This window comes from Streptosporangium sp. NPDC002607 (genome assembly GCF_053592655.1).
The window spans coordinates 1-21,006 of the sequence record NZ_JBSFWD010000084.1; the positions used below are offsets into that span (position 1 = coordinate 1).

At 72.7% G+C, this 21,006-nt stretch carries 20 protein-coding genes; 10 read left to right on the top strand and 10 right to left on the bottom strand.

Annotated elements, in window-relative coordinates; translation table 11 throughout:
- The first annotated feature begins 146 nt into the window (after positions 1-146).
- The 6 genes from ACWD3H_RS44565 to ACWD3H_RS44590 all read left to right on the top strand — a co-directional run bounded on the left by ACWD3H_RS44565 (position 147) and on the right by ACWD3H_RS44590 (position 6,352).
- The gene (locus ACWD3H_RS44565) at positions 147-1,436 is read left to right on the top strand and encodes an amidohydrolase family protein (RefSeq protein ID WP_451959334.1); all 1,290 of its coding nucleotides are present in this window, start codon (positions 147-149) and stop codon (positions 1,434-1,436) included.
- Between the two features lie 73 nt (positions 1,437-1,509).
- The gene (locus ACWD3H_RS44570) at positions 1,510-1,911 is read left to right on the top strand and encodes a nuclear transport factor 2 family protein (protein WP_355628381.1); all 402 of its coding nucleotides are present in this window, start codon (positions 1,510-1,512) and stop codon (positions 1,909-1,911) included.
- Complete coding sequence (locus ACWD3H_RS44575; RefSeq protein ID WP_355566330.1) at positions 1,908-2,288, top strand: TIGR04076 family protein; 381 nt, start codon at positions 1,908-1,910, stop codon at positions 2,286-2,288. Before ACWD3H_RS44570 ends, ACWD3H_RS44575 begins: the two co-directional genes overlap by 4 nt.
- Positions 2,289-2,300: 12 nt before the next feature.
- Positions 2,301-3,320 carry an LLM class flavin-dependent oxidoreductase gene (locus ACWD3H_RS44580; RefSeq protein ID WP_451959335.1) on the top strand — a complete coding sequence of 340 codons (1,020 nt, stop codon included), beginning with the start codon at positions 2,301-2,303 and terminating at the stop codon, positions 3,318-3,320.
- A gap of 387 nt (positions 3,321-3,707) precedes the next feature.
- Positions 3,708-5,015 (top strand): kynureninase, encoded by a 1,308-nt coding sequence (gene kynU, locus ACWD3H_RS44585; protein WP_451959336.1) that lies wholly within the window; start codon positions 3,708-3,710, stop codon positions 5,013-5,015.
- On the top strand, positions 5,012-6,352 hold the full coding sequence (locus ACWD3H_RS44590; RefSeq protein WP_355566339.1) for an FAD-dependent oxidoreductase: 1,341 nt from the start codon (positions 5,012-5,014) through the stop codon (positions 6,350-6,352). The genes kynU and ACWD3H_RS44590 overlap by 4 nt, the downstream gene beginning before the upstream one ends.
- A 102-nt stretch (positions 6,353-6,454) precedes the next feature.
- Here the strand turns inward: ACWD3H_RS44590 and ACWD3H_RS44595 are convergent, their stop codons facing one another.
- The 4 genes from ACWD3H_RS44595 to ACWD3H_RS44610 form a co-directional block, all read right to left on the bottom strand.
- The gene (locus ACWD3H_RS44595; RefSeq protein ID WP_051753275.1) at positions 6,455-7,084 is read right to left on the bottom strand and encodes a helix-turn-helix domain-containing protein; all 630 of its coding nucleotides are present in this window, start codon (positions 7,082-7,084) and stop codon (positions 6,455-6,457) included.
- A 128-nt stretch (positions 7,085-7,212) separates the two neighbouring features.
- On the bottom strand, positions 7,213-7,872 hold the full coding sequence (locus ACWD3H_RS44600; protein ID WP_355566342.1) for a DUF47 domain-containing protein: 660 nt from the start codon (positions 7,870-7,872) through the stop codon (positions 7,213-7,215).
- On the bottom strand, positions 7,869-8,849 hold the full coding sequence (locus ACWD3H_RS44605) for an anion permease (RefSeq protein ID WP_451959337.1): 981 nt from the start codon (positions 8,847-8,849) through the stop codon (positions 7,869-7,871). Before ACWD3H_RS44605 ends, ACWD3H_RS44600 begins: the two co-directional genes overlap by 4 nt.
- Positions 8,850-8,913: 64 nt before the next feature.
- Positions 8,914-9,063 (bottom strand): hypothetical protein, encoded by a 150-nt coding sequence (locus ACWD3H_RS44610; RefSeq protein WP_355566348.1) that lies wholly within the window; start codon positions 9,061-9,063, stop codon positions 8,914-8,916.
- Between the two features lie 186 nt (positions 9,064-9,249).
- Between ACWD3H_RS44610 and ACWD3H_RS44615 the strand changes: the two genes are divergently transcribed.
- The 4 genes from ACWD3H_RS44615 (at position 9,250) to ACWD3H_RS44630 (ending at position 13,294) form a co-directional block, all read left to right on the top strand.
- Positions 9,250-9,948 (top strand): RibD family protein, encoded by a 699-nt coding sequence (locus ACWD3H_RS44615; protein ID WP_451959338.1) that lies wholly within the window; start codon positions 9,250-9,252, stop codon positions 9,946-9,948.
- A 23-nt stretch (positions 9,949-9,971) separates the two neighbouring features.
- Entirely contained in the window at positions 9,972-10,460 is a 489-nt protein-coding gene (locus ACWD3H_RS44620) for a dCMP deaminase (RefSeq protein WP_451959339.1), read from the top strand.
- A gap of 384 nt (positions 10,461-10,844) precedes the next feature.
- Complete coding sequence (locus ACWD3H_RS44625; RefSeq protein ID WP_451959340.1) at positions 10,845-12,068, top strand: glycosyltransferase family 9 protein; 1,224 nt, start codon at positions 10,845-10,847, stop codon at positions 12,066-12,068.
- On the top strand, positions 12,065-13,294 hold the full coding sequence (locus ACWD3H_RS44630; RefSeq protein WP_451959341.1) for a glycosyltransferase family 9 protein: 1,230 nt from the start codon (positions 12,065-12,067) through the stop codon (positions 13,292-13,294). Before ACWD3H_RS44625 ends, ACWD3H_RS44630 begins: the two co-directional genes overlap by 4 nt.
- Positions 13,295-13,889: 595 nt before the next feature.
- Here ACWD3H_RS44630 and ACWD3H_RS44635 read toward each other — a convergent pair.
- The 6 genes from ACWD3H_RS44635 to ACWD3H_RS44660 all read right to left on the bottom strand — a co-directional run bounded on the left by ACWD3H_RS44635 (position 13,890) and on the right by ACWD3H_RS44660 (position 21,000).
- On the bottom strand, positions 13,890-14,393 hold the full coding sequence (locus ACWD3H_RS44635; protein WP_355629139.1) for a GNAT family N-acetyltransferase: 504 nt from the start codon (positions 14,391-14,393) through the stop codon (positions 13,890-13,892).
- 92 nt (positions 14,394-14,485) lie between these two features.
- Positions 14,486-15,667, bottom strand: coding sequence for an ROK family protein (locus ACWD3H_RS44640; RefSeq protein WP_451959342.1), 1,182 nt, complete (start codon positions 15,665-15,667; stop codon positions 14,486-14,488).
- Positions 15,668-15,809: 142 nt separating this feature from the next.
- Positions 15,810-17,273 carry a hypothetical protein gene (locus ACWD3H_RS44645; RefSeq protein ID WP_451959343.1) on the bottom strand — a complete coding sequence of 488 codons (1,464 nt, stop codon included), beginning with the start codon at positions 17,271-17,273 and terminating at the stop codon, positions 15,810-15,812.
- A 185-nt stretch (positions 17,274-17,458) separates the two neighbouring features.
- Positions 17,459-18,958 (bottom strand): S1 family peptidase, encoded by a 1,500-nt coding sequence (locus ACWD3H_RS44650; protein WP_451959344.1) that lies wholly within the window; start codon positions 18,956-18,958, stop codon positions 17,459-17,461.
- An 85-nt stretch (positions 18,959-19,043) separates the two neighbouring features.
- Positions 19,044-20,003, bottom strand: a complete 960-nt coding sequence (locus ACWD3H_RS44655) for a LysR substrate-binding domain-containing protein (RefSeq protein ID WP_451959345.1) — start codon at positions 20,001-20,003, stop codon at positions 19,044-19,046.
- 418 nt (positions 20,004-20,421) lie between these two features.
- Entirely contained in the window at positions 20,422-21,000 is a 579-nt protein-coding gene (locus ACWD3H_RS44660) for an AAA family ATPase (protein ID WP_451959346.1), read from the bottom strand.
- Positions 21,001-21,006 lie beyond the last annotated feature (6 nt).

Consider the following 21,006-nt stretch of genomic DNA (forward strand, 5'->3'; position numbering starts at 1 on the left):
GGTGACCGGATCAGGTTGCTGACCGCCGGGGGTGGCGGGCACGGGGATCCGTGCGAGCGCGATCCGGAACTGGTCCGCCGCGACGTCGCCGAGGGCTATGTCTCTCCCGACGCCGCCCGCAGGATCTACGGGATCGAGGCCGTCCGATGAACGACGTGGTCATTGTCAACTGCACGGTCACCGACGCCCGCGCCGGCGGCGCTCCGTCGGCCAATGCGTCGGCCGAGGCTCCGAAGAGCGCCGCTCCGAAGAGCGCCGAGGGGCGGATCGCGGACGCGGCGGTGTGGATCCGGGACGACCGGATCGCGGCCGTGGGTCCCCGCGAGCAGGTCCTGGAGCGGGTGGGGGAGGCCCCGCGGCTCGATCTCGACGGCGCGTACGTCACCCCTGGCCTGGTCAACATGCACACCCACCTGTCCCTGTCGCTGCCGGGCCAGGGAGGCGACAGCGTCAAGAACATGACGGCGCACGAACTCGTCCTCTACATGGCCGACGGTGCCCGTCGTACTCTGCACTGCGGGGTCACCACGGTGCGGTGCGTGGCCGAGAAGGAGCACGCCGACTTCGCGCTGCGCCGGGCCATCGAGTCGGGCAGGGCGACCGGGCCGCGCATCTTCACGGCGGGCCAGGCCCTGGTCTGCACCGGCGGCCACGGCCACGAGGCGAGCGACACCATGGAGTGCGACGGAGTCGACGGGTTCCGGCGCGGGGTGCGCACCCAGGTCAAGGCGGGTGCCGACCTCATCAAGATCATGATCTCCGGTGGCATCGCCGGGGAGCACGAGAGCATCGACACCCCGCAGCTGTTCTCCGACGAGATGGCGGCGGCGCTGCAGACCGCGCACGCCTGGGGCCGGAAGGTCACCGCGCACGCGGGGCCGGCGGCGGTGATCGCCGAGGCCGTCGAGCTGGGCCTCGACTGCGTGGAGCACGGCTACCAGCTCACCCCCGAGGTCGCGAAGAGAATGGCCGAGCGCGGCACGGCCCTGGTGCCGACGCTGCTCGTCACCCGCTGCAAGGAGTTCTTCGACGAGCTCGGGGTGCCGCAGTGGATGCAGTGCCGCTCGCTCGGCGCGGGTCCCCGGCATCTGGAGAGCTACGCCATGGCCCTCGACGCCGGGGTGGACGTCCTGCTGGGCAGCGACATGCCGCCGTTCTGGGACTTCGAGGGGACCAACGCCTCGGTACGCGAGCTGGAGTGCATGTCCGAGGGAGGTCTCGGCCCGGCGGGAGCGCTCTACGCGGGCACGCTCGGCCCGGTGCGCTGGCTCGGCGCCGACGCCGACCTCGGCACCGTCGAGGTCGGCAAGTACGCGGACCTCATCGCCATGGACGCGGACCCGCTCGCGGACACCTCGGCCTTCCGGGGGGTCCGCTGGGTGATGAAGGGCGGCCGGGTCGTCCGTGACGACCGGTCGGGATGGGAGAAGCAGTGAACGCGGTTTTCCCGGGGTCTGAAGATCGGGGCATCTGGGTGAGGTACCGGTGAACGGCTCGATGAACGGCCCGATGAGCGGCTCTGTGAACGACGCGGAGGCCGCCGCGATCGCGGCGGGCATCGACGACATGTACGACGCCTTCCTCGCGGCGGACCGGCGCCGGTTCGACAGCCACCTGCACGCCGAGGTGACCACCTGGGAGACGCACCTGCCGGGACCGCTGCGTACCCGGTCGGAGCTCGACGCCTACCGCGACGAGAGGGACGGCTCGGGTGCCCGTCCCGCACTCGACAGGCTGGCGGCCGAGGACAAGCGGATCGACGTGTGGGGCGACGCCGGGGTGGCACGCTACCTGCTCGTCGCCGAGGCGCCGGGTGAACCCGCGCAGTACAGCCGGGTGACCGACGTGCTGCGCAGGACCGGCGGCGACTGGCTCATCGTGCACCACCACTCCGAACTGCTCGTGCCATGAGCGGGGGCACGGGCGAGGACATCAGCGAGGGCACGGGCGAGCGGGGGGCGGGCATGGCAGCCGACGGTGACATGGAACTGTACGACCTGCGGGTCGTGGTCGACCGCATCGAGGGCAGATCCGTCTGCGGCATGGAGGTGGGCGACTGCTTCACGCTGGAGCGGAGCGCGCACCTGCGCCTCCCCGACGGTGAGCACTTCTGCGTCTACGCGCTCGCCTCGGTCCTGCCGTTCCTCGCCGCCAAGCAGCGCGACCTCGCCCAGGGCGACTGGCTGGCGCAGGACTCCCACTTCAGCTGCCCCGACCCGGAGGAGCGGCTGGTGATGCGGGTCGAGCGGACCCGCCGCCGCCGGATGAACTCCGCCGACCTGACCTGAGGTGATCCCCCGATGAGCACTACCGAGATCGGTCTGGGCCTGCAGAGCGACAAGCGGGCCGGTGACTACGCGCGGCTCGCGCGCCGCGCCGAGGAGCACGGCTTCGACGTGCTGAGCGTGTTCGGCGACCTGATGTACCAGCCGCCGATCTTCCCGTTGCTGGAGATGGCCGCCGCCACCGAGCGGGTGCGGCTCGGTGCGGCCTGCCTCAACCCGTACTCGGCGGCGCCGTACGAGATCGCCGGGCAGCTCGCCGCCCTTGACCTGGCCTCGCACGGCCGCGCCTACCTGGGCCTGGCACGCGGTACCTGGCTCGGCGCCGTGGGCATCGCCCAGCCCCGGCCGCTGACCGCGCTGGCGGAGGCCGTCGAGGTGGTCTACCGGCTGCTGGCCGGCGACGCCGGAGGGTTCGAGGGGGAGATGTTCCGCCTGGCGCCGGGCACCCGGCTGCGCTACCCCGTACACCGCACCCGGCCGCCGCTGCTGCTCGGCGCGTGGGGGCCGAAGGGCGCGGCGCTGGCCGGGCGGATCGCCGACGAGATCAAGGTGGGCGGCAGCGCGAACCCGGCGATGGTCGGGGTGATCGGTGAGCGGGTCGCGGCCGGGGCGACGGCGGCCGGACGTGACCCGGGCGAGGTGGGCGTCGTGCTGGGCGCGGTGACGGTCGTGGACGTCGACGGCGCCGCGGCCAGAGCCAGGGCGCGCAGCGAGGTCGCCATGTACCTCGCGGTGGTCGCCGACCTCGACCCGACCGTGGAGATACCCGAGGAGCTGCTCGGCCGGGTCAAGGAACTGGTCGACGACGGCAGGGACGAGGCCGCCGGGCGGCTGATCCCCGACGACCTGCTCGACCTGTTCGCCTTCTCCGGTGACCCGGAGCAGGTCGCCGCGCAGGCACAGGCCCTCATCGACGCGGGCGCGCACCGGGTGGAGTTCGGCACGCCGCACGGCCTCACCGACGACCGTGGCGTGGAGTTGCTGGGCACCGAGGTGCTGCCGCTGCTGAACCGCTCACCGAGGGGGGCGGCGTAGCTGTTCCGTCCCGTGGATCTGACCGGCCGCGACAGGCAGGGAGGCCAAGAGAGGCAGGGCCTGACCGCGGTGCCTTCGGGTGACGCTACGTCATCCTGAAACCGGATCCCCGTAGAACCTTTCGTCCGCAAAGCGCACTGCCCGAATCGTCTCGTACTCCTAATTTCACTTGAGTTCAGCATGAGTGAACATTGGCGGGGAAGAAGGAGACGATGTGACGAGCGAGCGTGCCGGAGGTCCGGCGATCAGGACGTCGGCGTGATGGCCACGCGGGCCGGGGACCTCCGTGATCCGAGCGGAACCGGCTCGGCAGGACCCGGCCGGGGTGGACCTGGCCAGGGCGGATCCGATGGTTCCGCCGGGCTCGGCGCGTCGCGCGCTCCCGGCGTGTTCGGCGAGGAGGGCGAGTTCGGCGAGCGGGCGGCGCTGGCGGCCGACGCCGAGGACTCGGTCTGCCGTCGCGAGGAGTTCCTGCTGCCGCCCGCCCCCGCCTCCTGCCGATACCCCGAGGTCGCCTACTTCGCGGGCAACTCGCTCGGCCTGCAGCCCCGCGCCGTCCGCGCCGCGCTCGCCGCCGAGCTGGACGACTGGGCGCTGCACGCGGTCGAGGGGCACCACCGGGCGGCACACCCCTGGCTGCCCTACCACGCCGAGCTGCGCGAGGACGCCGCCGCGCTGGTGGGCGCGGCCCCCGAGGAGACCGTGGTGATGAACTCCCTCACGGTCAACCTGCACCTGATGATGGCCACCTTCTACCGCCCGGCGGGCGAGCGCACCCGCATCGTCATCGAGGACCACGCCTTCTCCTCGGACAGCTACGCGGTGCGCAGCCAGGCGGTCCACCACGGCCTCGACCCCGACGAGACGGTGGTCCGGCTGCGCCCCCGCCCCGGCGAGGACTGCCTGCGCACCGAGGACATCGTGGACTACCTGGCCCGTGAGGGACACCGGGTGGCGCTCGTGCTCCTCGGCGGGGTCAACTACCTGACCGGAGAGTTCCTCGACATCCCCGCCGTCACCGCCGCCGGGCACGCGGCCGGCTGCGTCGTCGGCTGGGACCTCGCGCACGCCGCGGGGAACGTGCCGCTGGCGCTGCACGACTGGGACGTGGACTTCGCGGCCTGGTGCTCGTACAAGTACCTCAATGCCGGTCCCGGCGCCGTCGCGGGCTGCTTCGTGCACCGGCGCCACGTGACCGACCCCGAGTTGCCCCGGCTGGCCGGGTGGTGGAGCACCGAGCAGGCGACCCGCTTCGAGATGCGGCCCGAGCTCGTCCCCGTGCCCACCGCCGACGCCTGGCAGATCTCCAACCCGCCGATCCTGGCCATGGCCCCGGTCAGAGTCTCGCTGCGGATGTTCGCCGAGACCGGGATGGCGGCGCTGAGGGAGCGGAGCCTGGCGCTCACCGGCTACCTGGAGCGGCTGCTCGCCGAGGTCGTCCGCGACCGCCCGCTGGAGATCGTCACGCCCGCCGACCCGGCCAGGCGCGGAGCGCAGCTCTCCCTGCGGGTGATCGGGGGCACGGACGCCACCGACGCCGCGACCCTTGCCACCCGGCTGCACGAGGTGCACGGGGTCCTCGCCGACGTGCGGCGGCCGGACGTCATCCGGCTGGCCCCCGTGCCGATGTACTCCACGTTCCACGACTGCTGGCGGGCGGCCGCCGCGCTCGCCGAGGAGGTGAACCCGGTATGAGCTCCCGTGGCGAGGTCGCCGTGGTCGGCGCCGGGCTGGTCGGCTGCCTGACGGCCTGCTACCTGGCCCGCCGAGGCTACGAGGTCACCCTGTACGAGCGCAGGCCCGACCCGCGCCAGGCCACGCCGGAGCGCGGGCGCTCGATCAACCTGGCGATCTCCGAGCGGGGGATCGACGCGCTGCGCCGGATCGGGCTGGAGGAGGCGGTGCTGAAGGCCGCGCTGCCGATGCCGGGCCGGATGGTGCACGCCCCGGACGGCACGCTCAACTTCCAGCCGTACAGCGCCGGAGGGCAGCGGGCGATCAACTCCATCAGCCGCTCCGAGCTCAACCGCACGCTGCTGGAGGCGGCCCTCGCCATGCCCGGGGTCCGCGCCCTCTTCGAGCACCGGCTGACCGGGCTCGACGTCGACTCGGGGCGGATGGACTTCGACACGCCCACCGGGCCCGTCACCCACGGCGCCCCGGTCGTGCTCGGCGCCGACGGCGCCTACAGCGCGGTACGCGGGCGGCTGCAACTGCTGCCCGGCTTCGACTTCAGCCAGGACTACCTCGACTACGGCTACAAGGAGCTGACGATCCCGGCGCGCGACGGCGGGTTCGCCCTCGATCCCGGCGCGCTGCACATCTGGCCGCGCGGCAAGGCGATGATGATCGCGCTGCCCAACCCGGACAGGTCCTTCACCTGCACGCTGTTCTGGCCCAAGTCGGGGCCCGGCAGTTTCGAGGAACTGGACACCGCGGAGCGGTTCGAGGAGTTCTTCGCCGCCAACTACGCCGACGCCCGCGCGCTCATGCCCGACCTCGCCGGAGACTACGCCCACAACCCGATCGGGCACCTGGTCACCGTGCGGGCGCACCCCTGGCAGGTGCGCGGCACCGGTGCCGTGGTCGGCCTGCTCGGCGACGCCGCCCACGCCATCGTCCCCTTCTACGGCCAGGGCGCCAACTGCGGCTTCGAGGACTGCGTGGAGCTCGACCGCTGCCTACAGGAGACCGGCGACGACTTCCCCGAGGCCCTCGCCCGGTACGGTGCCCGCCGCAAGGAGCACGCCGACACCATCGCCGAACTCGCGCTCGCGAACTTCGTCGAGATGCGCGACAAGGTCGCCTCCCGGACGTTCCTGCTGGGCAAGCGCGTCGAGCACGGCCTGGAGCGGCTGCTGCCCGGCCGCTACACCTCGCGCTACGAGCTCGTCTCGTTCAGCACCGTGCCGTACGCCGAGATCCGGCCGCGCATCTCCCGCCAGCGCCGGGCGGTCGCCGCCGGGGCGCTCGGCGCGCTGGCCGCGGTCGGGCTGGCCGCGTCGGCGATCCGCGCCCTGCGCCGTCACTGACCGTGGCCCCGCGAGCCCTGGTCACGCGGGCGGGGAGGGGCCCGTAGGTCATCGGCGGTCACTCCACCACTCGCGAGGCGAGAGCGCGAGCGGTGGAGAAGGTCAGAACAGCCGGGGGGTCACCACGGACACGACGGTGGTGACCCGGTCGGTGTCGTTGAACATGCTGTGCGGGACCGTCGACCTCAGGTGGACGCTGTCGCCCGGGTGCAGCCGGTGCTCGACGCCGTCGACCTCGTACAGCAGCTCGCCCTCCAGCACGAAGGCGAACTCCTCACCGGCGTGCCCGTAGGAGTTCTCCCGCCTGCCGCCGGGTGCGATGTGCACCAGCAGCGGTTCGAGCACCAGGTTCGGCCCCCTGGCCGAGAGCATGCGGTAGGTCTGCTGGCCCGAGATGTACTCGGTGGCGGCCGTCGCGGAGCGGGTGAGCGTGAAGTGGCTCGGCAGCGGGGAGACCGATGGCTGCCTCTCCTCGGTCTCCCCCTCCGGCGGCGCGTCGTTGAAGAACTCCGCCACGCTCCGGTCGAGCGCCGTGGCCACGCTGTTGAGCGCGGTCAGGCCGATGGAGGAGATGCCCCGCTCGACCTGGGAGAGGAACCCGATGGAGAGCCCGGAGTGGGTGGCGAGACCGCGCAACGTCAGGCCGCGCTCCTTGCGGAACTGCCGCATCCGGGCTCCGACGGCGTCTTGGCGGTCCGGCTCCTCACCGCCATGACGCTCCGATGTGCCCACCCGCGGCTCCCTCCGTCAAGCGGCATGGCCGCCTGTTCGCTCTAGCTAAACATATTTCATAACAAGAGTCGTCCTTCGTCAAAAGGGAGTGGGGAATGGCAGACGGTGATGGGTAAGGCGGCGCGGTTTCAGTGGCTCCGCTTGAGCATCGCGTCCGCGAGCGCGTCGGCGGCCTCGCCGAGCCGGCGGCCCACCGCGTCGAGCCGTGACAGCAGCTCGCGCCTGCGCAGGGTGTCCATGTCCAGCGGCTCGGCGAACAGCTCGGCGAGCCGGGCCTGGTAGAGCTGGCGGACCCGGCTGCACGCCTTGCGCGTGTCCAGCACGGCCATGGTGACCGAGCCCGGGGCGTCGATCATCTTCAGCACGGCGCCCTCCAGCTCGTCGAGGCCGTCGATCACCGCCTGCAGGGGCTCGACCGCGAACCGCAGGTCCTCCGGGCCGAACAGGTCGAGCTCGCGCACATAGTCACGGAGCTGGTCCAGCACGTCGTCGATCGAGCGCGAGAGCCGGAACAGGTCCTCCCTGTCGATGGGGGTCGCCAGCACCCGCCGCAGTATCCGCACCAGCTCGGCCCGCGCCTCGTCCCCCTCGTGCTCCACCTCCGCCATCCGGGCGCGCGCGGCGGACCGCTCGATCTCGCCGGCCGCGGTCGAGCGGGCCAGTTCGGCTCCAGCCCGCGCGACGGCGACCTGGCTCCGCACCAGTCCGACGATCCGCCGCCCCGACCGGCCGCGCAGGTCGTCCCAGGCGCGCACGAACCTCCGGGTGCGGCCGTCCTTGCCGCTCACATCAGTCTCAGCGCGAGGCCGCCGAGGCCGCCCAGCGCCATCGACGACGGCAGCGTGACCAGCCATGCCGTACCCACGTTCACGACGCCCTGCCATCGCACTCTCCTCATTCCCTCACTTGCCGCCGAGCCGACCACCCCTGCGGTGATCGACTGAGTCATGCTCACCGGGCTTCCCAGAGCCGAGCTGCCGAGGACGGCGCCGGTGGCCGCCGCCTCCGCGGAGACGATGTGCAGCGGGCGGGTGATGACCAGCCCACGGCCCAGCCGCCCTCCGACACGGATCAGGCTGGTCAGCGCGCCGGCGAGGAAGAGCGCCACCAGGACCGCCATCCACGTCGGCGGGACCTCGATGGGGCCGACCCCGCCGAGCCCGCCGCGGCCCACGCCGACCGCCACGCTCACCACCGCGATCATCTTCTGCCCGTCGTTCAGCGCGTACGCCACGCACTGGGCCGTGTAGGCCAGCAGGTGGGTGCCGGACACCAGCCGCGACATGCGGCGGTAGGAGGGCACCCGGCGCGAGACGGCCCCCAGCAGGTAGCCCAGGATCAGCCCGACCACGGGCGCGCAGGCCCCGATCGCCAGGACGGTGCCCAGGTCGGTCCAGGAGACCGGTAGTCCGGCACCGAGCCCCGCGCCGCCGATGCCTCCGATCACCGCGAGCGTCAGGCTGGTCGGCAGCCCTTTGCCGGTCAGCACCGCGACCACCACCACCGCGATCACCACCCCCACCAGGAACGCCGCCGCGCCGCCGCTCGTGCCGAGCCCGGCCAGCCGCTCGGTGAAGGTGCGCGCGACGGTCACCCCCAGCAGGTAGGGGACGGCGAAGAGCACGACCACCAGGATCGTGGCGGCGGCCCATCCGGGGAAGCGGGGGAACCTGAGCCCGAGACCGATGAGGGTGGCGCCGTCGTTGGCGCCGCTGACCAGCACGAAAAGGATCGCCACGGCGGCGAACGCCAGAGTCCATCCCATCAGAGGCGGTGCCGCCGGTCGTGCTCGGCGCCTGCTGGACACTCGCGTACCGGGTGGCCCGCCGTCATGTGCCTTCCCCGCCCCGGCCGGTGTCGGTCGTGCGGACGGTGGTTCCTGGCGGCACACCGGGGTCGTGGAGGTGGCGGCCGATCGGCTCCTCGACAGGAGCGGAGAAGGCGCCTTTGTGACCAAGGTCCGGCAGAACCGCACGCATGATGAACTCCTCACCCCGGGAAGCTTCAGTTTCAGGTTAACAGAAGGTAAACGAATGGGGGTGTGTGCCGATATGTCAGGACGGCCTGTCATGGCGGTCTACCAGGGGAAACCGGGAGTTCCAACAGCGCGGGGAAGGTGGGCACCGCCGCGAGCGGGCCGGGCGGGAGGTTGTTACGATCGGCCGGTGCCTGACCGGGGGAGGCGGGGAGTGGGCGAGCGCCCGTACGTGCTGCTGAGCTGCGCGATGTCCGTCGACGGCTACATCGACGACCGCACGCCGCAGCGGCTGCTGCTCTCCAACGACGAGGACTTCGACCGGGTCGACGAGGTCCGCGCCGGCTGCGACGCGATCCTGGTCGGGGCGGGCACCGTCCGCCGCGACAACCCCCGGCTCCTGGTCAGGTCGCCGGAACGCGGGCGGGAGCGGGTCGCGCGCGGCCTGCCGCCGTCCCCCGCGAAGGTGACGCTGACCGCCACCGGGAACCTCGACCCGGCCGCCGCCTTCTTCACCGCCGGTGACACGGAGAAGATCGTGTACGCCGCGTCGCCCGCCGTGGCGAAACTCGCCGCCCGCCTCGCGGGGGCCGCGGAGGTGGTCGACGCGGGAGAGCCGATCGACCTCGGCCGGGTCCTCGCCGACCTGTACGGGCGGGGAGTGCGCCGTCTGATGGTCGAGGGCGGCACCTCCGTCCACACCCGTTTCCTGCGCCAGGACCTCGTGGACGAGCTGCACCTCGTCGTCGCCCCGTTCTTCGTCGGGGACTCCGCCGCCCCGCGTTTCGTCCTGGACGGGGACTTCCCCCGGGACCGCCACCGCAGAATGGACCTGGCGGAGGTACGCAGGATGGGCGACGTCACCCTGCTGCGCTACCGGCTGGCCTGAGCACCGTCTACCGGGAGGTCCGGATGAACGACCACGACTGGCTGGGGCTGGCGTGCGACCTGGCGAGGCTGTGCCCGCCCTCCGAGACGGCCTTCTCCGTCGGCGCCGTGGTCGTCTCCGAGGGCGGTGAGGAGATCTCCCGCGGCTACTCGCGGGAGGGCGACCCCCACGTCCACGCGGAGGAGTCGGCGCTCGGCAAGATCTCCCCGGACGATCCCAGGCTGGCCGGGGCCACGGTCTACAGCAGCCTGGAGCCGTGCAGCGCGCGCAGGTCGCGCCCCAGGACCTGCACCCGCCTGATCCTGGACAGCGGTGTCCGGCGAGTGGTGCTGGCGTGGCGGGAGCCGCTGCTCTTCGTCGACTGCCACGGGGCCGAGGAACTCGCGGGGGCGGGGGTGACCGTGGTGGAGATCCCCGAGCTGGCGGGCCGCGCCCGCGAGCCCAACGCGCACCTCCTCCCCGCCGCCCCCGACGCCCCCGACGTCCCTGAGGCCCCCGGCATCCCCGGCTGACCGGCTTCCCGCCCCCACTCCGGGCCCTTCGCTTCTCGCGGTGGGGGCTGTGGTCGCGGGGCGGCCTCGGCCGGCATCCACCGGGCTGCGCGAGCCGGCCGCCCTCATCCCCTGTCTCGCGCGGGGCTTCGCTCGCTGCCTGGCGGGGAGGGCTGGTAATCCTCAAAACAATTACTTGTAGTGATAAAAGCGGTCGGCCAATGCTCTTAACTACCTCTATATCCGATTTTTCGGTTTAAGAGGCGCCACTCTCGGTAGTCACTAGATATCGAATGAGAGGCCCGGCTCCATGAGGTTTCTTGGAAAAAACGCGATATTTCGTGATTTAACGACCGTTCTGTTGGCGGCTCACGTACCGCATCCAGGGCGCGCCGGAGGCCGGCGGTGACCGGCACCGTTCTCGTCGCCCGCCTGGACAACGCGGGCGACGTCCTGCTGGCGGGGCCCGCGATCCGCGCGGTGGCCGCGGAGGCGCGGCAGGTCGTGCTGCTCACCGGGCCGCGGGGCCGGCCAGCGGGCGAGCTGCTGCCGGGGGTGTCGCGGGTGGTGGAGTGGCGCGCGCCGTGGATCGACCCCACCGCGCCGCCGGTGGCCGGCCCGCACGTGCTGAGACTGCTGCGGACCATCCGGGACACGGCTCCCGAACAGGCGCTGATCCTCACCTCGTTCCACCAGTCCGCGTTGCCGCTGGCCCTGATACTCAGGCTGGCGGGTACGCCGAGGGTCGCCGCCGTCTCCACCGACGACCCGGGCTCGCTGCTCGACGTACGGCACGTCGTCGACGAGGAGGTGGACGTGCCGGAGAGCGAGCGCATGCTCGGGCTGGCCAGGGCGGCGGGGTTCGAGCTACCGCACGGAGATCCGGGGGGGCTCGCCGTACGGCACCCGTTGCCCGAGGTCCGCCACCTCACCGGGCCATCGGGCTACGTGGTCGTGCACCCCGGCACCTCGGTCCCCGCCAGGGCATGGCCCGCGGAGAGGTGGGCGCGCGCGGTTCAGGACCTCGTCCGCTCGGGCCGCAGGGTCGTCGTGACCGGTGGCCAGGACGAGCACGGGCTCACCGCGCGGATCGCCGCGGGTGCCGGGCAGCACGGTCTGTCGCCGGGACCCGTCTTCGCGGGCGGCTGGATGGGCGGGGGACCCGCCCGGCTGCGCGGCTGGAGGGTGGACGAGCCCGCCTTCACCGCCGGCTGGGTCGACGGGACGTGTGCCGCGACGGGCGGCCGGAACTGGAACGGCCCCCCGGCCACGTACGGCGGGCAGCGGGGAAGGTCCGTCGTCGACCTGGGCGGCAGGACCACCTTTCCCGAACTCGCCGCGGTGCTCGCCGGGGCGTGCGCCCTGGTCGTCGCGGACGCGGGGCCCGCCCACCTCGCGGCGGCGGTCGGCACGCCGGTCGTCAGCCTGTTCGCCCCCCTGGCCCCCGCCGGCCGCTGGGCGCCGTACGGCGTGCCGGTCGTGATCCTCGGTGACCAGCGGGCCCCCTGCCGGGTGACCCGGGAAGGTACCTGCGCCGTCACCGGTCATCCCTGCCTGTCGTCGGTGCCGAGCGCGCGGGTCGTCGAGGCGGTCGACCACCTGACCTCTGTCAAGGAGACGATCAGATGAGCACCGCTCCGGCCTGCGTGAGTCTCCGCGAGACCGGTGCCGGCGACGGAGGGCGGAGCGCCCCCGCCGGGCCCGAGGCGGACCGCCCGGTCATGGTGGTACTGCGCGGGCTGGGACTCGGTGACCTGCTCACCGCGGTCCCCGCCCTGCGCGCCCTGCGCCGCTCCCACCCCGGCCACCGGGTCGTGCTGGCCGCGCCTTCCGCGCTGGCGCCCCTGGTGCCGCTGATCGGCGCGGTGGACGAGGTGTGCGACGTGTCGGGGCCCGGTCACGTACCGCCGCTCGGCCGGCGCGTGGACATCGCGGTCAACCTGCACGGCGCCGGCCCGCGCGGCATCGCCGCGCTCCACCGCACCGGCCCGGCCCGGCTGCTGACCCACTCCCACCCCGCCTTCCCCGGCGCGCGCGGACCGGTCTGGCGGGACGGCGTGCACGAGGTACGGCGCTGGTGCGACCTGCTCGCCTGGTACGGCATCACGGCCGACCCCGCCGATCTGGGGCTCCGGCGCCTCGCCTCTCGCGAGGAGGAGTCCCGGCCCGTCGTCATCCACCCCGGGGCCGGGTACCCGGCCAGGCGCTGGCCGCCGGAGCGGTTCGCGCTGGTGGCCGCGGACCTGCGGAGGAACGGGCACGAGGTGGTGGTCACCGGGAGCGCGGGGGAGCGGGACCTCGCCGAGCGGGTGGCCATGCTCGCCGGGCTGCCGCCTTCGTGCGTGCTCGCCGGGCGCACCGGGCTGCGCGAGCTGGCCGCGCTGGTGGCCAGGGCCAGGCTGGTGGTCTGCGGGGACACCGGGGTGACCCATCTGGCGGCCGCGTTCGCCACGCCCTCCGTGGCGCTGTTCGGCCCAGTCGCACCCGCCGTGTGGGGACCTCCGGAGACGGGACCGCACGTCGTCCTGTGGGCGGGCGGCCACGGCGACCCCTACGCCTACCGGCCCGATCCGGGTCTGCTGGAAATCGGCGTCCGGGACGTCCTCGGCGCCGCGGCGCGGCTGCTGGAGGCGGCACCCCGGGCGTGGCGCGGGTCAGGCCCGGCCGTGGGCGTCGGCCCGGACCAGGCGCAGGAAGGCCTTGAGCCCGGTGATGACCTCGTGGTTGTCGGTGAGACCGTCCACGGTGTCCTCGAAACGCCGGGCGAGCCCGGTGATCCGGCGCTCCAGGGCCTCGTCGCCGTTGCGCAGGTCGGCGCCGAGCGTCTCGACGTCGTCCCGGAGCCGCTCGGCTGACCTGGTCAGCGCGGTCACCTCGGCGGCCAGGTCGTCCACCCTGGCGACGAGCGAGACGATGTCCTCGCGGGGGTGGTATGCCTCCTTCATCAGCGTGGTGACCCGCTCGCGCAGGTGGGACAGGTAGGCGCCGGCCGGCCGGAAGCAGGTGCTCAGCAGGTAGAAACCGGCGAAGTAGTAGCCCACGAAGGCACCGGACAGGTAGGTGATGACGGCCAGGAGCACCGCGGAGACGATGTGGCCGCCGATGGCGAACCGGCGCATCCGCCCGGCGATCTCCAGCGCCTCGGCCTCGTGCCCCTCGGGTACCTGGATGCCGCGCTCCCTGGACACGTGGATCTCGTGGACCACCTGGCGCGCCCCGAAGTAGAGGTTCCACGGCAGGGTGAGGAGCACGATCAACCAGACGAGGCTGATCGCGCCGAGCCCGAGCGACAGGAACGTGGCGAGCGGGACGTCGGCGTACACGAGCAGCCACGCCGCGACCACCGTGCTGACGAGCGCGACCAGGAAGATCCACCATTTCATGACCCGAGGATTTCGAAGATCGCCAAGCCGGGGGAGAGCGTACGCACTCAGCGGCGGCTGAGCACTCCTACTCAGGTTCGCGCCCGCCGTATCTCCAGACGATCTCCCCGTCCACCCGGCCGCCGGTCGGTACCAGCCCTGCCCCGCGGGCCACGGCCGACGAGGCGGCATGGTCGGGATGGATGGTGGCGACGACGGCCGTGCCGCGTGCCCTGAGCCAGTCGACGAGGGCGACCGCGGCCTCCCCGGCGATGCCCCGGCCCTGCCAGCGGGTTCCCACCACCCAGGCCACGGCCGCGTGGTCGCGGGTCACCGTCGCCTGGACGTAACCGACCAGCCGATCCGGGCCGTCGAGGCGGATCACCCAGTTGAGCCACGACTCGTCCCGGCCCGGTGGCGGTCCGGCGACCAGGCGGGCGTAGCGGTCGCGGAGTTGTTCGGGGGTCTCCGGAGAGCCGCCGATGAAGGTGTGCAGGGCCGGATCGCCGAGCACCTCGGCCATCTCGGCCGCGTGGCGCACCGCCAGCGGTTCGAGCGTGAGCCGGGCGGTCCTGATGGTTTCGGTGTCCATGGCCGGACGAGTGTCCCACGGCCGCCGATCGGTCCGGGTTCGACGGTGCGCGGGCTTCCCCGGCGGAACCGCGGCGCCGGAACCGCGCGCGGTCAGGCGGGGCTGACGGAGCGGTCGACGCTGCCGGGGGCCAGGACGTGTTCGATGACCATGACGGCGGCGCCGATCACGCCCGCGCGGTCGCCCAGCTCGCTGCCGGTGATCGTCAGATGCTGGGTGGCCAGCGGCAGCGACCGGCTGTAGATGACCTCGCGAAGGCCGGCGAGCACCTGCTCCCCGGCCTCGGAGATGTCGCCGCCGACCACGATCACCGAGGGGTTGAAGAAGTTGACGATCGAGGCGAGCACGTCGCCGACCTCGCGGCCCGCCTGCCGGATGAGCTGGACGGCCTGGGTGTTGCCGCTGCGCACCAGACGGACCACGTCGCGGCTGTCCTCGGCGGTCACCCCGGCCGCGCAGAGTTTGGCCGAGATGGCGGCGCCGCTGGCGACGGCCTCCAGGCAGCCGACGTTGCCGCAGCGGCAGACGGTGTCGAGGGCCGAGGCCACCTGGATGTGGCCGATGTCGCCCGCCGCGCCCTGGGCGCCCCGGTGCAGGCGGCGGTCGCTGATGATGCCGCAGCCGATGCCGGTGCCGATCTTGATGAAGATGAGGTGGTCGGCCTCGGGGCGGGCGGCCCAGTGCTCGCCCAGCGCCATGATGTTCACGTCGTTGTCGACGAGGACGGGCGCGCCGAGGCGCGAGCCGAGCCATTCCGGAACGGGGAAACCGTCCCAGCCCGGCATTATCGGCGGGTTGACCGGGCGTCCCGAGCTGTGCTCGACCGGGCCGGGGAGACCGACGCCGATGCCGCAGATCTCGTCCGGGCGGTGGCCGGTCTCGGCGAGCATCTCCTCGAAGGTGTGCTGGAGCCAGCCGAGCGTCTCCTCGGGGCCGCGGTCTATCGGCACCTCGGCCGCGCGCTCCGCCAGGACCGTGGTGCCGAGGTCGGTGACCGCCACCCGGGCGTGGGTGGCGCCGAGGTCGGCGGCGAGGACGACGCGGGCGGTGCGGTTGAACGTGAAGGCGACGGCGGGCCGGCCTCCCGAGGAGATGGCCTCCTCGGTCGGCACGATCCACTGCCGGCTCAGCAGCGCGTCGAGGCGCTGGGCCAGCGTGGACCTGGCCAGCCCGGTCAGCTGGATCAGTTCGGCCCGCGTCCTGGCCCGACCGTCGCGCATGATGTTCAGAAGCGCCCCCGCGCCGGCGATCGAGCCGTTCGCTTCGCTAAGCATGCGCACAGTCAACACTCCTTGTTTCCGCCACGTCAAAGCGACTTACGCCCTCCGCCTGCTCCATTATGCCTATCGGTGATTTTCTTTTGCTTAATCACCGACATAAGGGAGCCTACGTGCCCGGCGGGGGAGGGCCGGCCTCTCAGTGCCCGGAGTCCTCGCCCGCCGCGCCGGGGGCCCGGCCGAGGCGCCTGAAGAAGGCGGCCACCGCGTAGGGGTCGACGGGGTCGGTGAGCAGGTCCAGCATCTCCTGCCTCCGCTCCGGGGCGACCTTGAACGGGTGGCCGAACACGTGCGGGCCCGCCCCGTCGCTCAGCAGCCGGGTCAGCATCAGGTCTCCCGGCAGCGCCTGCCCGGAGAGCAGCTCGTCGGCCAGCGTCACCCGCCCCCCGTCGCCGTCCCCGCCTCCGGCGGCGGCCACGGTGATCTCGTCCCCGGAGACGTCGAGGACCTCCCACAGGCGCAGCGGCGTCCGCCGCCACGACTCCAGCAGCCCCACCTCGTCGTCGCGCAGCCACTCGGCGCGCGCGTCCAGGAACTCGCCGACCACGTCGTTCTCGAACAGGGCCAGGTCCGCCAGGGCGGGCTCGGCCACCCGGACGCTCAGCGCGACCAGGTCCTCGATCAGCCGCCTGCGGGCCGGGCGATAGGCGTACGCGAGCAGCTGCCGGTACAGGTGCGCGGCGCGCTCGGGCAGCGGGGCGCCCGGGTCGGTGCGGCACGCGGCGTACTCGGCCGCGTCGCGCACGGCCGGAGCCAGGCCGGGGGAGAGGGAGAGCACCTCGGAGATCAGCCCGGACGCCTCGAACGAGCGGCCCTCGCCCTCGGCCGACCTGGCGATCAGCAGCAGCGCGGCCGGTTCGGTGCGGGGCAGTGCCGAGGCCGGCGCCGGGCCGAGCGGCTCGCGCTCCACCTCGTCGGCGATCCTCGCCAGCACCGTCTCGGAGCGGGACAGGTAGGTGACGGCCTTGGAGAGGTCGGCGCCCTCGCCGTAGGTGCGCAGCGCGCTGCGCACCAGGGCCAGCCTGATGATGTCCAGCGGCGCCAGGTCGGCGACCGACGCCGTGTCCCACGGCGCGCCCACGATGCCCACCCTGCCGGCGTGCACCTCCAGCGAGGCGTTGCGCAGCAGCGGGGAGAGCGGCGGCAGCGGGTCGGCGAAGGTCTCCGGAGCCTTCATCAGCAGCTCCAGGACCACCACGTCGACCGGTACGCCCGGACTGGGCTCCAGCCCTTCCGCGAAGGCGCGCAGCGCGTCGAGGGCCTGCTCCCCGAACTCCTGGACGACCCGCATCACCCGCTCCGCCGGAACGTCGTCCAGCTCGACGGCCGACAGCTCCAGGACGCCGTCGCGCAGGCGCAGCGCGATCACCTGCTCGGGTTCCAGGTGGGCCAGCCAGCCCTCGGGGCCGGTCAGGACGGGCTCTCCGGTGTCGAGGGAGGTCAGCACCCGGCCGCCCCCGGCAAGCGGCACCCCGTCGCCGTCGGCCAGCCGCGCCCACAGCCGCAGGTCGTCGGAGGCCGGCAGCACCCCGCTCGCCAGCTCGGCCCGGGTGACGAGGTGCGTCAGCACCGCGCCCTCGCTCAGCGTCAGAAGGTCGCTCATCACACCATTGTTCTCGACGTCCGGGCATGACGGCGCCGCCCTCCCCGCCACGAGGTCGCACGGGCTCGTGGCGGGGAGGGCGGCCGGGACACCTCCCCGGGGTCCGCTCGGGATGTGTGATCGCCGGGGCTCGCGTGTCCGGTGTGTTCCCGGCCGGACTCGATCGAGTCCGGCCGGGCAGGCCCTTACGGCCTGGTCAGGCCGAGGGTGTAGGAGCCGGAGCCGCTGTAGGCGTGCACCCGTACGCGGTAGGTGCCCGCGGTGCCGCTGTAGGTGAAGGCCTCATCGGGGTTGGGGGAGGTCCCGCTGGCCACGGTCGTCCAGGTGGAACCGCTCAGCTTCTGCAGGTAGGCGTCGTAGTCGGTGCCGTTGGGCCCGTCCAGGCAGACGCGGTGGACGCCCGCGGCGGCGCTGTAGCCGGCGGTGCCGGGCTGGTAGGCGTTGGCGTTGGACGTCAGCGAGCCGGTGTAGGTGCTCTGGTAACCGCTGCACCCGGTGGGCGGCGGGGTCCCGTTGGTCACCAGGGTGAGCCCGTACGCCGAGAGGATCTCGTTGATCGGCTGGTGGTAGGTGGTGCCGCCGACGGTGCAGTTGCCCGAGCCGCCGGAGGTGACGCCCTGGGCCTGGCTGCCGGAGATGTAGGAGCCGCCGGAGTCGCCGGGCTCGGCGCACACGGTGGTGCGGGTCAGGCCGGTGATGGTGCCCTCGGGGTAGGTGACGCTCGTGTTGTGCTGGCTGATGGTGCCGCAGCGGTACTGGGTGGTGGAGCCGGAGCGGCAGATGGAGCTGCCCACGACCTGCTGGGTGGAGCCGGCCACCGGAAGGATGCCCGCGCTGTAGCCGTTCACCACGCCGGTCGGGGTCCAGTTGGAGTTGACCGCGACCCACGCGTAGTCGTTGCCGGGGAAGGACGAGCCCTGGAAGGTGCCCTGGGCGACCTGGTTGTAGCCCTGGGTGGCGGTGCCGGCCGTGCCGCAGTGGCCGGCGGTGGCGAAGCCGCCCTGGCTGCCGCGGGTGACCGAGAAGCCGACCGAGCAGCGGCCGCCCATGTAGAAGGCGTCGCCGCCGCGGACGTCGTAGAGCGGCTTGGGCTTCTCCTGCGAGGCCTCGACGCGGACGAGCGACTTGTCCACGCCGCTGCCGTCCACGAACGCCTGCGCCTCGGCGACGTCACCGGCCAGCACGACGACGCTGTTGCTCCGCACGTCGACGTACCAGGACGGGATCGACTTCGGCGCGGAGGCCACGAGCTGGTCGAGCCGCTCCTTGGCCGTGTCGAGCGTGGCCAGGGAGTTCTTGAAGAGCTTGACCTCCGCGCCCGACCTGGCGAGCGAGGCGATCCTGGTGGAGTCGCTGGTGGCGATCACGAGGTTGGAGGTGGGGCCGGTCACCCAGGCTCCGGCGAAGGAGGTGCCGAGCTGCCCGCGGAGGGCGGGCTCGACCTTGGCGGCGGCGGCCTCGTTGATCAGTCGGGCCGAGGCCTGCTCGCTGGTGCCGCCGAGGTCGCGCCGGATGGCGTCGACCAGGCCCGGAGCCGGCTTGGCAGTGGCCTCCACCAGTGTCCGGGCCTCGGCGAGGGTGTAGGGGGCGGCGGTCTCGCCGGGTCCCTGGTGGGCGATGGCGGGGGTGGCCACCATGGCGACAGCGAGCGCGAAGCCCGCTGTCACGGCACTTCTGCGGAGCATGGGTTCTCTCCTCATGTGGGGGGTGCCGTCAAGGTAACGGTGTGCACATGAGGCGCGCCTCTACCGAATGTCCCCTACCGTCACGTTATGGAGAGGTGCCCAACCCGGGGTTCTCGGTCAGCCACGCGGCATATCGTCTGCTCCGCCCGACCGCGTCGGAGTGCGCGGCCTTCGCGTGCTCGAAGATCGGCATCGCGACCGCGGCGCTGGGCGCCTCCGGGTGCCAGCCGAGCAGCTGCCGCCAGCGCAGCGGGGCGCCGGCGAGCGGCACCAGCTTCAACCCCTCGGCGGGCTGGAAGGTCGCCTGGCAGAGCGCGGCGGCGCGGCCGACCTTGGCCAGGTGCATGCAGGTGGCCACGTCGGTCTCGTAGATGGTCTTGGGGGTGAAGCCGGCGCGGGCGCAGGCCGTGGCGAAGCAGTCGCCGAAGCAGCTGTCGCCGGGGGTGACGGTCCACTGCTCGTCGGCCAGCTCGGCCAGTTCCACCTCCTTCCTGTCGACCAGCGGATGGTCCTCGTTGAGCAGTACGAAGACCGGGTCGGTGCCCACGGTCGACCACACCACCGGTCCCTCCACCGGTGGCGGGCTCTCCCCGCAGGCGCCGATGAACGCGAAGTCGATCCGGCCCAGCATCACCATGGTGGTGAGCTCCTTGGCGGACCAGGAGGTGTAGGTGCTCACGGGAGTGGACGGCCAGGCGGTGGCGAGGCGGTCCATCAGGCCGCCGAGTATCGGGCCGTTGGTGGCGCCCAGCCGGTAGCTGGGGACGTCGGCGTTCGCGTTGGCGAATCGGAGTGCCTCCTCCTGGAGTTCGCGGGCCGCGGGCAGGAGGACCAGCGCGCGTGACAGGACCAGCTCCCCCAGGGGCGTGGGCCGCGCGCCGTTGTGATCGCGTTCGAAAAGAGCTCCCCCGAGAACCCGCTCTATCCGTTTGAGCTGTGCTGTCAGTGCGGGTTGGGCCAGTCCGAGGTGGGTGGCGGCCTTGGTGACGCTACCGGCCTGTGCCACCGCGCGCACGATCTTGAGGTGTCGGAGCTCGAGATCCATACCGGGAACGTAAGGCCGCTACGTTATGCCTGCAATGCAAACTTGTCATGAAATGTGACTCAATTTTGTCGAATCGTTCCAAAGGGGGTTCTGGTCCGGAAATACAGGGCGGCTTGGGGTGGCCGTTGACGCCTGCCGGGGCCGAATCCGGAAGATCCCGATTCCCAGGGTCGAGAGCCGGCGCCGGTGTCCGGCATCCGAGATTCCCGCGATTCGGGTTTCACCTGCGTTTCGGACGCCGGGCATGCCGATATCCGGCGTCCGGGATTCCCGTACGGACGCGAGAGGCGGAGGCGCCGGCGTCCGCCGGCCCCCGAGCCGACGGCCTCGCCCGTCGCCGGGGAGATTCCCGGCGGTGAACAGGTGTCCAGGTCCGGGGGCAGGCCCGTCAGGGCTCGGGGACGCCACGGCGGGCGGTCTACCCGGAGGCGATGATCCTCTCCAGCTGTGCCGTCAGGGAGGGTGCCCCAGGACGGTTGTCGATCTCGTCGTGCGGCACGACGGGTGGTTCGTCCACCCTGATGGCCCGCAGGTAGTCCTCGAAGCGGCCGAGCTTGCCCGCGTCCCTGGCGAGCCCTCTGGCCTCCAGCCGGGAGCGCAGCACCGCGCCGTCCGAGCGGACCCAGAGGAGGTGTACGGGCGGCCCGCCCAGCCGCCCGACCCAGCGCTCCCACACCGCCGCGTCGTGTACCTGGGTGGTGAAGGGGCCTTCCAGCATCACCGGGCAGCCGTGCGAGCGGATCTGCCGGGCGACCTCGGTCAGCCCGTCGTACTCGTACCGCTTGATGTGTTCGTCATACCAGGGGCCTTCGCGTTCCCCGTCGTCGCGGCCGTGGGCGCGGAGGGTGGCGGCGACGAAGCCGCCGTAGACGGTGTCCTTGTCGAGCAGCGCGGGAGGTGGGTCGAGCAGCGCCAGCAGCGCCGCCGCGACCGTCGACTTCCCCGCTCCCGGGGGCCCGCTCACCACCCAGAGCGGCGCCGCCCCGCCCGCGCCCACGTCGTT